The organism is Amycolatopsis sp. NPDC051045 (assembly GCF_040682955.1).
GTDB lineage: Bacteria > Actinomycetota > Actinomycetes > Mycobacteriales > Pseudonocardiaceae > Amycolatopsis.
The window spans coordinates 27,539-41,330 of sequence record NZ_JBFBCC010000029.1 but is presented as its reverse complement, the minus strand read 5'-3'; the positions used below and the strand labels follow the sequence as shown (position 1 = coordinate 41,330).

General features: G+C 73.1%; 15 protein-coding genes. 5 read left to right on the top strand and 10 right to left on the bottom strand.

The window, feature by feature from the left end; genetic code table 11:
• Positions 1–27 precede the first annotated feature (27 nt).
• The 3 genes from AB0M80_RS39060 to AB0M80_RS39050 form a co-directional block, all read right to left on the bottom strand.
• Positions 28–1,770 (bottom strand): FAD-dependent monooxygenase, encoded by a 1,743-nt coding sequence (locus AB0M80_RS39060; RefSeq protein WP_364575021.1) that lies wholly within the window; start codon positions 1,768–1,770, stop codon positions 28–30.
• A complete protein-coding gene (locus AB0M80_RS39055; protein ID WP_364575019.1) occupies positions 1,767–3,536 on the bottom strand; it encodes a maleylacetate reductase and hydroxyquinol 1,2-dioxygenase domain-containing protein in 1,770 nt (589 codons plus the stop codon). Before AB0M80_RS39055 ends, AB0M80_RS39060 begins: the two co-directional genes overlap by 4 nt.
• 116 nt (positions 3,537–3,652) lie before the next feature.
• Entirely contained in the window at positions 3,653–4,528 is an 876-nt protein-coding gene (locus AB0M80_RS39050) for an AraC family transcriptional regulator (protein WP_364575017.1), read from the bottom strand.
• Positions 4,529–4,612: 84 nt separating this feature from the next.
• On the opposite strand from AB0M80_RS39050, the gene AB0M80_RS39045 reads away from it, so the two are divergent.
• Positions 4,613–5,362: a DUF4184 family protein gene (locus AB0M80_RS39045; protein ID WP_364575015.1), complete on the top strand. Its 750-nt coding sequence runs from the start codon at positions 4,613–4,615 to the stop codon at positions 5,360–5,362.
• Here AB0M80_RS39045 and AB0M80_RS39040 read toward each other — a convergent pair.
• Positions 5,336–6,226 carry a PDR/VanB family oxidoreductase gene (locus tag AB0M80_RS39040; RefSeq protein ID WP_364575013.1) on the bottom strand — a complete coding sequence of 297 codons (891 nt, stop codon included), beginning with the start codon at positions 6,224–6,226 and terminating at the stop codon, positions 5,336–5,338. The two genes, AB0M80_RS39045 and AB0M80_RS39040, sit on opposite strands and share 27 nt — an antisense overlap.
• Before the next feature lies 1 nt (position 6,227).
• The gene (locus tag AB0M80_RS39035) at positions 6,228–6,848 is read right to left on the bottom strand and encodes an MSMEG_1061 family FMN-dependent PPOX-type flavoprotein (protein ID WP_364575011.1); all 621 of its coding nucleotides are present in this window, start codon (positions 6,846–6,848) and stop codon (positions 6,228–6,230) included.
• Between the two features lie 56 nt (positions 6,849–6,904).
• Between AB0M80_RS39035 and AB0M80_RS39030 the strand changes: the two genes are divergently transcribed.
• On the top strand, positions 6,905–7,522 hold the full coding sequence (locus AB0M80_RS39030) for a TetR/AcrR family transcriptional regulator (protein ID WP_364575009.1): 618 nt from the start codon (positions 6,905–6,907) through the stop codon (positions 7,520–7,522).
• On the opposite strand, the gene AB0M80_RS39025 is transcribed toward AB0M80_RS39030, so the two are convergent.
• Genes AB0M80_RS39025 through AB0M80_RS39015 form a run of 3 tightly spaced genes read right to left on the bottom strand, consistent with a single transcriptional unit; the run spans position 7,512 to position 10,318 of the window.
• Positions 7,512–8,786 carry a right-handed parallel beta-helix repeat-containing protein gene (locus tag AB0M80_RS39025; protein ID WP_364575007.1) on the bottom strand — a complete coding sequence of 425 codons (1,275 nt, stop codon included), beginning with the start codon at positions 8,784–8,786 and terminating at the stop codon, positions 7,512–7,514. The genes AB0M80_RS39030 and AB0M80_RS39025 overlap by 11 nt on opposite strands.
• 11 nt (positions 8,787–8,797) lie before the next feature.
• Positions 8,798–9,739 (bottom strand): phosphotransferase, encoded by a 942-nt coding sequence (locus AB0M80_RS39020; RefSeq protein ID WP_364575005.1) that lies wholly within the window; start codon positions 9,737–9,739, stop codon positions 8,798–8,800.
• Positions 9,740–10,318, bottom strand: coding sequence for a response regulator transcription factor (locus AB0M80_RS39015; protein WP_364575003.1), 579 nt, complete (start codon positions 10,316–10,318; stop codon positions 9,740–9,742).
• Positions 10,319–10,340: 22 nt separating this feature from the next.
• Between AB0M80_RS39015 and AB0M80_RS39010 the strand changes: the two genes are divergently transcribed.
• Complete coding sequence (locus tag AB0M80_RS39010; protein ID WP_364575001.1) at positions 10,341–11,330, top strand: histidine kinase; 990 nt, start codon at positions 10,341–10,343, stop codon at positions 11,328–11,330.
• On the opposite strand, the gene AB0M80_RS39005 is transcribed toward AB0M80_RS39010, so the two are convergent.
• Positions 11,272–12,003, bottom strand: coding sequence for a polysaccharide deacetylase family protein (locus AB0M80_RS39005; RefSeq protein ID WP_364574999.1), 732 nt, complete (start codon positions 12,001–12,003; stop codon positions 11,272–11,274). The genes AB0M80_RS39010 and AB0M80_RS39005 overlap by 59 nt on opposite strands.
• A 122-nt stretch (positions 12,004–12,125) precedes the next feature.
• Between AB0M80_RS39005 and AB0M80_RS39000 the strand changes: the two genes are divergently transcribed.
• A complete protein-coding gene (locus AB0M80_RS39000) occupies positions 12,126–12,332 on the top strand; it encodes a helix-turn-helix domain-containing protein (protein WP_364575079.1) in 207 nt (68 codons plus the stop codon).
• Positions 12,332–13,000, top strand: coding sequence for a Clp protease N-terminal domain-containing protein (locus AB0M80_RS38995; RefSeq protein WP_364574997.1), 669 nt, complete (start codon positions 12,332–12,334; stop codon positions 12,998–13,000). Before AB0M80_RS39000 ends, AB0M80_RS38995 begins: the two co-directional genes overlap by 1 nt.
• Here AB0M80_RS38995 and AB0M80_RS38990 read toward each other — a convergent pair.
• Positions 12,987–13,790, bottom strand: coding sequence for an NAD(P)-dependent oxidoreductase (locus AB0M80_RS38990; protein WP_364574995.1), 804 nt, complete (start codon positions 13,788–13,790; stop codon positions 12,987–12,989). The genes AB0M80_RS38995 and AB0M80_RS38990 overlap by 14 nt on opposite strands.
• Between the last annotated feature and the right edge of the window lie 2 nt (positions 13,791–13,792).

Genomic DNA, 13,792 nt, shown 5'->3' with positions numbered 1-13,792 from the left:
GTAAAAGGCATCACGCGTGATGCCCGTTCAATCACGGTCGAGGAGGTGGCGGAGGGCGGTGAGGAGGGTGGTTGCCGCGGTGGGGGACGACGTGCGGTGGCGGAAGGCGACGTAGCCGTCGGGGCGGACCAGGAGGCAGCCGTCCTCGTCGATGCCGCTCAGGCAGGACCAGTCGCCGTAGGCGTCGCGGGCGCCGGGGTCGCCGACGCGGACCGCTCGCAGGTCGAGGCCCAGCTCGGCGCCGGCCTTGGCCGCGGCGTCGCGCCACGCGGTGCCGGTCAGCCCGGTCAGGACCGTCCAGCGGCCGCCGCCCACGAGGTCCAAAGTGGACACGCGACGGCCGTGCGGGCCGACCAGCCACGCGTGCGGCACCTTCGCCCCCGGTTCGGTGCTCGGCCGGTGGAACAGCTCGGGGTCACGGTCGGGAACGAGCGGGACGCCGTCGGGCGGCACCGCGCCGGAGACGTACCGCTGGTCCATCTCGACGCCGTGCGCGTTGAACTCGTAGTGCTTCAGCTCGATCGCCTGCTCCAGCTCACGCCGTTTCCGCGCGCCCTCGGCCGTGGGCGCGAGGCAGGTCTCGAGCCCGGCCGTGACGCCGTCGGCGTCGGTGTCGCCGGAGATGCCCAGCGCGGCGAAGATCGGCCCGAACTGGTCGCGGCTGAGGTTCGCCCGGTCGACGATCTGCCGGCCCACCGGCGCCCGTTCGGCGGTGTAGCTGTCCAGCAGTCCCTCGCCGGCCTCGCCGCGCAGCACCATCGCGAGCTTCCACGCCAGGTTGTAGGCGTCCTGGATGGAGGTGTTGGAGCCCAGCCCGTTGGACGGCGGGTGCCGGTGCACGGCGTCCCCGGCGCAGAACACCCGGCCGCTGCGGTACTCGGTCGCGTAGTTGTGGTTGACCGTCCACAGTGACGTCGACGTGATTTCGACGTCCAGCGAAGGGTCGCCGACGAGGTCGCGCACCAGCCGGGTCGCTTCCGCGGCGTCGACTTCGGGGGGTGCCTGCGAGATGTCGTAGCCCCAGGTCAGCAGCCACTCGTTCCACGGCCGCACCATCCGGACCAGGCCCATCCCGATCCCGCCGAGGTGCGCGCCCGGCCGCATCACCCAGTACAGGACGCTCGGCCGGTGCGCCACGTACCGCGCGAGGTCGGCGGTGAAGGTGATGTTCATGCTGCCCGCCTTGCCGGTCTGCCCGGCGATGGGCAGCCCGGCCTGCTCGGCGACGCGGCTGCGCGCGCCGTCCGCGCCGACGAGGTACCGGGCGCGCAGCGTGAACTCGTCGCCGCGCACCCGGTCGCGGAAGCGGGCGGTGACGCCGGTGGCGTCCTGGGTGAAGTCGAGGAACTCGGTGTCCAGCCGCAGTTTCGCGCCGCGCGCGGCGGCTTCGCTCACCAGGATCGGCTCCAGGTAGGTCTGCGGCAGGTCGATCAGGTGGCACGGGCTCGCCGCGGCGTATTCGGACGCCGAGCGGTCGCCGGTGCCCCAGCTGGCGATCCGGCCGATCTCCGGCCCGGTCAAGGACGTGCAGAGCACGGTGTCACCCATCAGCTCCGGCGGCGTCCCGACGGCCAGGGCCTTGTCCTCGACGCCGAGGTCGCGCAGCACCTCCATGGTCCGCTGGTTGGTGATGTGCGCGCGGGGCGTGTTGGCCGTCCAGCCGTACTTGGTGGCCAGCACCGTCGGCACGCCGTAGGTGGCGAGCAGCAGGGCCGCGGAGCCGCCGGCCGGGCCGCTGCCGACCACGATGACGTCGGTGTCGTAGCTCATGCGCTGCTCCCTGAGATGCGGAAGGTGAACTCGAGCCGGCGTCCGGTTCCGCCGGGCTCTTCGGTGAAGTCGACGATCAGGCCGTCCTTGACGCCGAACACGGTGTCGGAGTCGAGGTACTCGCCGCCGGCGACGAACAACTGGGTGATCAGCGTGCGGTAGCCGGGTTTGGCGATCATGAAGTGCACGTGCGGCGCCCGGTAGGGGTGCCTGCCGACGGCGTCGAGCAGCTGCCCCACCGGGCCGTCGGCGGGGATCGGGTACGCGCTCGGCACGATCGTCCGGAAGCGCAGCCGCCCCTCGGCGTCGGTGCGGAAGCGGGCGCGCAGCACCGGGCCGTCGACGTCGGGCAGCTGGACGTCGTAAAAACCGTCCTCATTGGACTGCCAGACGTCGACGACCGCGTCCGCGACGGGCACGTCCGACGTGTCGGTGATCCGGATGTCCGCCGACAGGGGAGTGCCGGGCAGTCCTACCGCGAGGTCGGCGCCCTGCGGGGTCTCCGGTGGCCCGTCGACGTAGAACGGGCCGAGGACGGCCGACGGCGTCGTGTCCGGCGTCCGCGAGTTGGTCAGGACGTCGACGACGCTCGACACGCCGAGGGTGTCCGACAGCAGGATGAACTCCTGACGCGTGTCGGTGGTGAGGTGCCCGGCGCGGGTCAGGAAGCCGATCGCGTACTCCCACTCGTCCTGGGTGAGGTCGGTGCGGATCGCGTAGCCGTGCAGCGTCTCGACCAGGTCGGTCAGCAGCAAACGGACGCGGTCGGGCGCCCTGGCGAAGCTGTCAACCACCTGCTTCGTGAGCGCTTTGAGGCTGGGCGGTACGGCGGGGCGGGTGCCGTGCAGAGCTTGGCGGAGCAGGGCCTCTTCGGGTTCGCCGTCGATGTCGGCTTCGGTGAGCCCGAGCTCGGCCAGCGAGTGCGGGATCGGGAGCGACGCGGCCAGCTCGAAGACGTCGCTCGCGTCCTCGAGACCCTGGTGCGCCATGACGTAGGGCAGGAGGACAGCGTGGGTCTCGGCGTGCGGCAGCCCGAACTTGCCGCCGAGGTGGTGGCAGAGCCGGTGGTGCAGGCCCATCTCGACGGCGTCGAGGCAGGTACCCGCCAGCCACGCGCCGCGCAGGCCGTCGGTGCGGGCGTCCACATCGGACGGATCGGCCACGATGCGCGGCAGGGCGCTCGTGAGCAGCCTCGTCGCCTCGGCGGCGAGCAGGTCGGTCATCGGGTTGGCGTCCGGGGCGTAGCGCGCTTCCACCGCGTGGGCCAGCGCGTTGAGCCCACTCGCCGCGGACACCGGCACGGGCAGCGAGAGCGTGAGGTCGACGTCGTAGAGGACGGTCTCGGGCCGGACTTCGGGCGTCCGTTGGGTGGTCTTGCGGCCGTCGGCCGTCTCGCCGAGGACCGACGTCAGCTCGGAACCCGCGTACGTCGTCGGGACGATCAGCTGCGGCAGACCGGTCCGCAGGGCGATCGCCTTGGCCAGCCCGGTCGCCGAGCCGCCGCCGATCGCGACGACGCCGTCGACGTCGTGCTCCGCGACGACCTTGAGCGCACGTTCGGTGACGTCGACCGGGGTGTGCATCGTGGTGTCTTCGAAGCGCGCGGCCAGCCGGGGGCCGAGCGCCCGCGCGGCCCGGTCGCCGTGGCGCGGGCGGCCGGCCAGCAGGACGCGGCGGAGCCCGAGGCGGTCGGCTTCCGCACCGAGGGTGGCGAGCGAGCCGAAGACCACCCGGACGGGGTTCGCGGCGTAGCTGAACGAGGTCATGCGAGGCAGTATCCGGTCGCGGCGCGGGCCGGTCCTGCACGTTCGTGCTGCGCGACGGCACGAAACGCGCGTCGTGACATTCGGGGCTCCGCCACCGGACCCCCGCAAGAGGTGTGTCAGCCCGAGCGGCGCAGCGCCGCCGGTGTGGTGCCGAGCTGGGCGCGCAGCACGCGGGTGAGGTGCTCCTGGTGGGAGAAGCCGCAGCGGACGGCGATCTCGGCGATCGGGTCGGTGCCGGTCCGCAGCAGCAGCCCGGCCTGCTCGACGCGCAGCCGCAGCAGGTACCGGTGCGGCGGCAGGCCGGTGCGGGCCTTGAACCGGCGGGAGAACTGGCTGACGCTGAGCCCGGCGAGCGCGGCCAGGTCGGCCAGCGGCACCGGCTCGGCCAGCCGTTCGGCCATCAGGTCGCGGACCTGCGCGAACTGGCGGTCGGAGAGACCGCGGGCCGGCTCGGGCCCGGTGGCCCGGCCGGCGCGGTGGTGGCGGACCAGCTGGGCGGCGACGAGCGCGCCGAGCTGGTCGGCGTAGGTGCGGGCGCCCGGCTCCCAGTCGCGGACGACGCCGTCGAGGCCGAGCACGAGCTGTTCGAGCAGGGGATCGCGGCTGCCGAGCTCCTCGGCGAGCCGCACGGGCGCGTGCTCCCCGGCGGCGTCCTGCACGGCGTCGTCGGCGAGGTAGACGTGCACGGTGTCGAGTTCCCCGCCCAGCTCGACGGACAGCTCGGCGTGCGACGGCTGCAGGAAGAGCCCGCCGACGGGCATCCGGCGGCTGTGTTCGGCCGGGGTCCCGACCCCGCGCCGGACGGTCACCGGGCCGTCCAGGTGCAGGATCAGCTGGTGGCTGCGGGCGGCCCCGAACTCGGCGCGGTAAGGACGTTCCCGCTGGCGGGAGACGTAGACCCGGTCCCAGCCGAGGCCGGCGCTGGTCCGGTCCGGGCGGACCCAGGGCAGCGCGAGGATGCCGTTGGTGTCGGTCAGCCCGAGTTCGCCCACGCTGCCTCCTCGACGTCGAGGCTGCTCGCGATGGTACCCGCCCTAAGCTGGGCGGCCGGACAGTCAGCCACCTGGGGGAGCCCGTTGCCGTTCACCTTCGCGCACCCGGTCGCCGTGGTGCCGCTGGCCCGGTGGCTGTGGCTGCCTGGCCTGGTCGCGGGTTCGCTCGCGCCCGACGTCGCCTACTACGTGCCCATCCCGGGCGGCGCCCTGACCCACGAGCCTGTCGGCCTGGTGAGCGTGGACCTGCTGCTCGGGCTGGCGCTGGTGGCGGTCGGGTACGCGGTCCTCGCGCCGGTCCTGGCGTTCGGGCCGGCCGGCTGGCGGGAGCGGGTGCCTCGCCCGGCCGGCCGCGTCCCGTGGCTCGGCTCGGTGGTCTCGGTCGTGGTGGGGGCGGTGACCCACCTGCTCTGGGACGCCTTCACCCACACCGACGGCTTCGCCGTGCGGCACTGGGCGTGGCTGCGGGTCTCCGTCGTCGGCCCGCACCGGCTGTACAACGTCATCGGATACGTGTCGTCGGCCGGTGGCCTGTTCCTGCTGGCGGTGCTGGTCGTGCGCTGGTACCGCCGGGCACCGCGGGCCACGGGGGCGTGGCCGGCGCTGCCCCGCACCGGCCGGACGGTGGTGGCGGCCGGGCTCGGCGCGGGGCTGGTGGTGGGAGCGCTGCTCGGGCTGACGGACCCGGTGAGCCGGATCAGTGAGTACGACTGGGTCCGGTGCTTGCTGATCGGAGCGGTCCGCGGCGGCTTCGTCGCGGCGGCCGGTTACGTCGCCGCGTGGCCGCTGATCAGCCCGCGGATCCGATCAGAGGTCCAGCACGAGCCGCGGTGACAACGCGCGCGAAACGCACGGGTACATGCGGCCCTCGGCCGCGCCGATGTCGTCCCGGTGCTCGGGCTCACCCTCGGCCACGCCGATCTCGCAACTGCCGCACACGCCTTCCCGGCACGCGGACGGCACCGGCCGCCCGGCGTGGTTCAGCGCGTCCAGCAGCGATTCGTCGGCCGGGACCCGGATGGTCTGCCCGGAGCGGGCGCACACCACCTCGAACGGCGTGTCGGGCCCGAACGTCCGACGTACGGGCTGGAAGCGTTCGGTGTGCACCCGCGGGAACACCGCCTCGGCCGCGGCGAGCATCGGCTCCGGCCCGCAGCAGTAGACCTCCGCCGCCGGGAACTCCGCCGCCAGTGCCGCGAGATCCGGTCGCCCGTGGTCGAACAGCCGCACGCGTTCTCCGTACGTGGCCGCCAGTTCCGCGGTGAACGGCATGGCCGCCGGAGCACGGCCGGCGTACACCAGCGTCGCCGCGGCGCCGGAAGCGACGGCCGCCCGCAACATCGGCACGAGCGGCGTGATGCCGATCCCGCCCGCCAGGAACAGGTACTCCGGTGCGGGCCGCAGCGGGAAGTGGTTGCGGGGCAACGAGACCGAGAGCGTCCGGCCCGGCCGCAGGACCAGGTGGACGTACTCGGAGCCACCCCGGCTCAGCGGGTCGTGGCGGACCGCGATCCGGTAGGCCGAGAGGTCGCCGGGATCGCCGCACAGCGAGTACTGCCGCGTCAGCCAGTTCGGCAGCTCCAGGTCGATGTGGGCGCCCGGATCCCACGGCGCCAGCGGGCCTTCGTCGCCGCGCAGGACCAGGGACACGACGTCGCCGGTGAGGCGCTCGACGCGGTCGAGGATCGTTTTCTGCATGTCAGTACAGCTTCCGGTAGCCGGCTTCGAGGAGCTGCTCGAACAGCACCGGGTCGGCGTTCATCTGCTCGGCGGCGATCTCGCCGACCGACGGCAGTTCCGCCGCCAGCGCCCGGCTCGCCGGGTCCCACAGGCGCGACCGGATCAGCGCGCGGCCGCAGTGGAAGTACACCTCGGCGACGTCGACGATGATCGCCAGCATCGGCGCCTTCGCCTCGGTGCGCATCCGGGCGAGCACGTCCGGGTCGTCGGTGATGTACGCGCTTCCGTTGACGCGCAACGTTTCCCGCGTCCCGGGGACGAAGAACAGCAGGCCGACGCCGTCGTTCTCGGCGATGTTGCGGAAGGAGTCGGCGATCTTGTTGCCGGGCCGGTCGGGCAGCGCGACCGTGCGCTCGTCGAGCACCTTGACGAAGCCGGGATAGTCGCCGCGGGGCGAGCAGTCGGCGCGGCCCGCCGCGTCCGCGGTGGCCAACGTCAAGAACGGCGAGTGGGCGATGAAGCGGCGGGCGTGCCGGTCGATGCGGTGGCCGATCTTGGCCTCGATCATCGCCTCCGGCTCGCCCAGCCGGGCCCGCACCTCGGCCATGGCCACGCGGCGCAGCGTATTTGTGCTGGTCATGGCACAATTATGAGCAAATATTCAGATCTTGACTACTCGCTTTCCCGGGGAGTGCCGTGACGCCGGACCAGCGCCGCATCCAGCCACGTAAACAGCCGCGGCAGGTCCGCGCCGAGCTGACCCGGCAGCGGATCCTGACCGCGGCTGCTCACGTTTTCGCCGACCACGGCTACGCCGCCGGCACCACCAACCGCATCGCCGAGCGGGCCGGGATCTCCATCGGCTCGCTCTACCAGTACTTCCCGAACAAGGACGCCGTTCTCGCCGAGCTGCTGACCCGGCACCTCGACGACGGCTCGGCGGCCGCGGCCGAGCTCCTGACCGGCCCGCTGCCCGGTCCGATCGAGGAGGTCTTCCGCGTCTTCGTCCGCCTCACGGTCGAAGCCCACCGCGACGACCCCCACCTGCTGCGCATGCTGATCGAGCAGGCCCCGCGGTCGAACGAGCTGCTCGAGCGGGTCGGCCGGCTGAAGCGGACCATGGTCGGCTACACCCGCGACCTCCTGGACGGCCACCCCGAGGTGCGCCTCTCCGACACCGCCACGGCGGCCCGCTTGGTCATCGCGACGATCGAGCTGGCCGTCCACGACCTGCTGGCCGAGCCCGACCCGATCGACGCCCGGCGGCTCGAGGACGAGATGGTCGCGATGCTGACCCGGTACGTCAGGGGGTGAACTGGTAGGCGCCGGCGTCGATCCGGGGGCCGACCGGATTGCCGTCGACGTCGACGTCCGCGTACTTCGCCGTGCCGAGGCCGATCGCCGGGCTGCCGGCGGTGAGGACCAGGTTCGTCGCCGAGGTGAACTTCGGATCGGCGGCCTTGTCCGTGGCGCCCGGGGTGAACTGGCGCTGGCCGCCGTAGAAGACGTTGTGGTCGGTCGCGGTCCAGCCGGTGTCGGCGTACCCGACCTTCATCGCGGACTGGATGACGTTCTGCGTGAGTTTCAGCGTCTGGTCGGTGCAACCGCCGTAGCAGACGAACCCTTCGGATTCGGCGTGGCTCAGCCGGAGGGAGTTGTTGCGGAAGACCGTGCCGGTCACCGGTCCGTTGCCGTCCTGCGCGCCGCGCGTCACGATGCCGCCGCGCGTCTTGGCGCCGAAGACCGCGTTGTACTCGTAGACGTTGTTGCGGGACACGCCGTCCGGGTCCTTCGCGTCGGTGCCGAGTTCGGTGAAGGACTCGTTGTCCTCGGAGATGTTGTGGTGGATGACGTTGTCCGAACCGTAGAAGATTTCGACGGCGGCGCCGTCGAGGCCGCCGAAGTCCTCGCTCACCGCGATCGACCCGCTGATCCGGTTCCAGCCGATGTCGGAGCCGTTGCCCTGCACCAGGATGGCGAACGCACCGGAGTCGTCGTTGCCGCCCGGCGTCACGACGGTCATGTGGTTGTTGTCGACGAGGTCGTTCTGGGTGACCTCGGTGCCGTCGGCGGACGGCGCGATGTAGACGCCCGCGCCGGCGCCGGTGATCAGGTTCGACAGCACCTTGTCGTGGTCGCCGCCGACCTCGACACCCGCCCAGGAGCAACGCCCGGCGTCGGCCGCGACGCCGACCTGCAGGTCCTGCACCCAGAGGTAGTTGCCGGGCAGGTTCACGCAGGCTTCGCCGTTGCCCTGCACGACCGGGCGGGCACCGTCGCCGTAGGCTCCGATCTTGACCGGGGCCGACGCCGACCCCGAGCCGCGGACGGTCAGCCCGCCGCTCCAGGTCCGCCCGCGGCGCAGCAGCACGGTGTCACCGGGGACCAGGGTCGTCGCGGCGACCTTGGCGAGGGACTTCCACGGTGCGGTCTGCGAAGTCCCGGCCGCGCTGTCGCTGCCGAGGGTCTGGTCGACGTAGTAGGTCTTCGGGGCCGCGTCGGCGTCGGTGGCGGTGACCGTGGTGGCCGCGAGGGCGGCGAACAGGCCTAGCGAGAGCAGTTTCCACTGGTTCGACATGGCGCGCGACGTTAACCCGGGCTGGTACACGAGCCGTACAAGTCAGCCGGTCGTGCGCCCGCCCGGCGGAGGCGTTCGGCCGCCTGGGCGCGAACCGCTGCACCGCACACCGGGCGGTCGCCGTGCAGTGCTTCCCAGCGGGCGTTGTGCAGTGCCGGCCACAGACCGGCCGCCCAGGCCACTTCCCGCTCCTCCTCGGTGAACCGCCGTCCCCGGAACTGTTGGTAAGCCGCCAGGAACGCGGCCGAACTCCCGATCGGGGCCAGGGTCGGCGGCGACGCGTTGGCGAACGCCCCGGACGCCGCGCCCACCAGGGCGGCCTCCGGCTGCCACGCCAGGCTGTCCCAGTCGTGCACGGCCTGGATGCCGCCGTCGTGCCAGCGGAGGTTCTGGGCTTCGAAGTCGGCGTGGCCGAGCACGCACGGCAGGTTCGCGGCCAGCAAACGCTTGCGCACCCGCGTCGCCGTCTCGACGACGTGCGCGGGCACCGCGCTCTGGTCCTGTTCGTCGAGGAAGCGGATCGACGGCCGCAGCCCGGGGCCGGCGTGGTCCCACCGCGCCCACCGCGGGTTCGGCAGCGGCGGCGGCACGCTGACCCCGGTCAGTTCCGTCATCAGCCGCGCGAACACCGCCGCGTAGCGCACGGCGATCTCCGGGGTGTCGCCGCGCAACACCCCGCCGCCGGGCCGGGATTCCTCGGCGTGGACGGCCAGCGCGCCGACGCCGGCCACCGGGGTGCGCGGCCGGGCGCACGGGAACCCGCGTTGCGCCAACCGGGCCTGGGCGGCGACACAAGCCGCGGCGCGACCCTCGTCCTGCCGCGCCTTGACCACGACCTCCCGTCCGTCGTTCAGCCGCACGCCGACCACCGCCGAGAGGGACCGTCGTTCGAACAGCACGTGGGCCGGCGCGGCGCCCAGGTGCTCCCGGCACCAGGACGGGAGCCAGTCCACTCAGCGGTCCCTGGCCACGAGCGCCGCCTGGGTGCGGCTGGTGACGCCCAGCTTGGCCAGCACGTTGCCGACGTGGACCTTCACCGTCCGCTCGGCCAGCCGGAGCCGGGCCGCGATGTCGCGATTGGACAGTCCCTCGCCGAGCAGTTCCAGCACGTCACGCTCGCGCGGCGTCAGCGCGCCGCCGCCGCTCAGCGCGGAAGCCACCGCCGGGCTCAGCGCCGTCACGCCCTCGTGGGCGGCGCGGACGGCGGCCGCGAGCTCGTCGCCCGAGGAATCCTTCAGCACGAAACCCGCCGCACCCGCGTTGAGGGCTTCGCGGATTTCGCGGGGCCGGCCGACGGTGGTCAGCATCAGCACCCGTGGCGCCGCGGGCCCGAGCCGGCGCAGCACTTCGAGGCCGTCCATCCCGGGCAGGTAGAGGTCGAGCAGCACGACGTCGGCCTCGACGGGGGAGCCGAGCAGCTCCGGCCCGCTCGCGTACTGCGCGACGACGTCGAGGTCCGGCTGCGCCCCCAGGATCAGCGCGATCCCCTCGCGCACCAGCGCGTGGTCGTCGACGACCTGAACCCGGATCATGCCCGCACTCTACTGTCGGCCCATGCGTCAGTCTCTCGTCACGACGGCGGCGGTGGCCGCGGTGTTCTTCGCCAGTGGGGCGTGGACGCCGCACCAGGGGTGGTTCGCGGCCGCGCTCAGCGCGGTGCAGCTCGTCCCGCTGCTGTGGTCCCGCCGCGCCCCGGCCCTCGTGCTGGCGGTGGTGACCCTCGCGACGGCCGGGCACCTGCTGCTCGACCAGCCGCGCAACACGATGTACGTGCCGGTCCTGCTCGCGCTGTACAGCACGCCTCAGCGGTGGCTCGCCGGCGCGGCGGCCCTCGCGGTGGGTGCGGCGGTGTACCCGGCGAAGGGGCCGGTCGACGGCACGGTCCTCGCCGTCACGATCTGCGCGGTCGCCTGGCTGCTGGGTGCCGAACGCCGTCGCGCGCTCGCCGACCGGGCCGAGCGCGCGGCCCGGCGGTTGCACGACACGCTCGCCCAGACCACGGCCGTGATGCTCGTGCAGGCCGAGACGCTGCGCGCGGTCGGCGACCTGACCGACGCCGACCGCGCGCGCCTGGACACCCTGCTGGCCGCCGGGCGCGGCGCGCTGATCCTTGTCCGCCGCACGCTGGACGACCTGCACTCCGGCACCGAACGCGCCCCGGACCTCGCCGAGGTGCTGGCCCGGCTCCGCACCGCGGGGCTGGTGCTCGACCGCGACCCGATCCTGCCCGCGCTGCCCCGCCCGGTGCGGGAGCTGGCCGAGCGGTTCGTCGCGGAAACCGCGGTGAACGCCTTGCGGCACAACGGTCCCGGCGTCCGGCTGGGCATCGACGTCGAAGCCGGCGACCGGCTGACGATCACGGCGCGCAACGCCGTGAAGGGGACCCCGCGCCTGGGTGCCGGCTACGGGCTGGCCGGGCTCGCGGAGCAGGCCGCGGCGGCCGGGGGCGCGCTGACCCACGGCCCGCGTGACGGCGAGTGGGTCGTCAGCGTCGCGCTGCCAGCAGCTGCGACACGGTCACGAACCGGTAGCCGCGCTGCTTGAGCCGGTCGACGAGCGGCCCGATCGCCCGCCGGGTCTGCTCGCGGGCGGCGTACATGGCGTGCAGGAGCACGATCGAGCCGGGCCGCACCTGGCCGACCGTGGTCTGCTCGACCGAGGCCGCGTCGGGAGTGCCGTCGGAATCGGGTTCGACGTCCCAGGTGATCGTCACGCGGTCGTGCGACGCGAGGTAGTGCGGGAGCGCGAAGAGCTTCTTGCCGTTCGGGGGCCGGAAGAGGATTTCGCCGGGGTAGCCGGATGCGCGGATGAGCGCGTCGGTGGCCTCCACCTCGTCGGCCACCCAGGACGGTGTCACGCCGACCATGCGGTCGTGGGAAAAGCTGTGGTTGCCGATTTCGTGCCCCGCCGCGGCGATGTCGTGCGCGAGGTCCGGGTGCGCCGCGATGTCCCGGCCGATGAGGAAGAAGGTCGCGGGCACCTGACGGCTCTTCAGCGTGTCCAGGATGGCGTGGGTGCCGGCCGGATCGGGCCCGTCGTCGAAGGTGAGGGCGACGACCTTCTCGGTGGTCTCGACGCGGTCGACGAGGGTGCCGAAGAACTGGAAGGTCCGCGAGTTCGCGACCTGCAGCAGCGTGAAGGCGCCGGCGAGCACGACGACCAGCACGCACGCCACGACGATCGCCCACTTCCGGGCCCGGCGGGTTTTCAAGATCATGGCGTCACCCTGGCGGCGGTCCGGACAGCGGGGAAGCCGCGAAGGTACTAGTACCAAGGTCCGGGCCGTCAGCATATGTTGACGATCCCCGGGTGTCAGCATATGCTGACGGCGTGAGCCTGATGACCGACTTCGAGCACACCGTGCGCAGTTCCGACCCGGACACCGCGTTGCGGGCCGTCGCGCGGTTGCGGCGCTTGGCCGAGCAACTGGAAACCGAGCAGGTGGCGGCGGCGCGGCGAGCCGGCTGGTCGTGGCAGGACATCGCCGACCGGCTCGGCGTCACCAAGCAGACCGTGCACCGCAAGCACCGTGGCCGGGAGGGCTGATGTTCCGAGGTGACCATCCGGCGGTCGGCCAGGTGTTCCGCCGCGCCGGCGAGCTGGCGCGCGAGTTCGGGCACGCCCGGGTCGGCAGCGAACACCTGCTGCTCGCGCTCACGGAGGGATCCCTGACCGGGCTCGCCGGGATCGAGCGGGCGGTTCGGCTGGCGGCCCCGGACGGCGCCGGCGTGGCCGCCGACCGCGAGGCGCTGACGGTGCTGGGCATCGACCTCGGCTCGCTGCCGGCGGAACTGGCGGACCGGCCACCGGTCAGGGAGCCCCTGCTGCCGTTCGGGGTCGCCCGGGTGCGGCAGCGGTGTGCCCGCGCAAAACCGCCGGTCGGCCTGGACGTCCAAGCGGCCTACGGAGCGTCGCTGCGCCTCGCCCTCGCCCGCCGGGAACGCGAGCACCGCGTCGAACACGTCGCCTTGGCGCTCGTCGCGCTCGATCCCGGCGCCGACTGGGTGATGCGCACGGCCGGCGCGGACCGTCGTGCACTGCTCGCTCGCCTGGCTTCGGCGTTCCCGCCACCGCGGCGCCACCCGCTGCTCCGGGCCGAGCGGAGGGTGGGGTGCCGGTCGCGGTGCCGCGACATCGTGCGCCGCTACCAGCACACGACGGGCCGGATGGCGGTCGCGCCGTCGGCGTTGGCCGCCCTGGTCAGAGCGGGTTGAACACGCCCAGGGGAGCGGTGCAGAACGGGCCGCCGACGTACTCGGCCGCCGGTCCCGTCGGCGCGGGCTTCGCGGCCAGCTGCTCGGCGTACACCTCCGCGTCGTCCAGGGACTTGTAGCCCAGCGCCTCCGCCTCGGCCAGCGAGTAGATCCGGCGCGTGTTGTCCGAGACGCCCCAGATCAGCCGATAGCCGGGCGACGGCGCGCTCAGGCACGCCTCGAACAGCCGCGCGCCGTCGTCGGGGGAGAGCCACGTCGTCAGGCCGCGCGGGCCCAGCGGCAGCGGCGTCTCGAAGCACGAGCCGATCCGGATCACGATGACGTCCATGCCGAAGCGGGAGTGGTACAGGCTGCCCAGCGCCTCGATCGCCGCCTTGCTGACGCCGTAGTACGTGTCCGGCCGCGGCGACGAGTCCGCGGGCAGGTCCTCGTCGACCCGGCGGAAGCCGACCGCGTGGTTGCTCGACGCCAGGATCACCCGGCCGATGCCCGCCTTGCGCGCCGCCTCCAGGACCGTCTGCGTCCCGTTGATGTTGACGTCGAGGGTCGCTTCCCACGAGTTCTCGCGGCTGTGCCCACCGAGGTGGATCAGCGCGTCGACGCCCTCGCACGCGGAAGCCATCGCCTCGGGATCGGTGACCGAAGCGGTCAGCACCTCCTCGCCGTCCGATGCCGTCTGCGGGGCCAGGTCGAGCAGGCGCAGCACCCGGCCGGGGCGCCGCAGGCGGGGACGCATCAGGGTGCCGACGACACCCGCCGACCCGGTGATGAGCACGCGCTGGTCCGTCATGA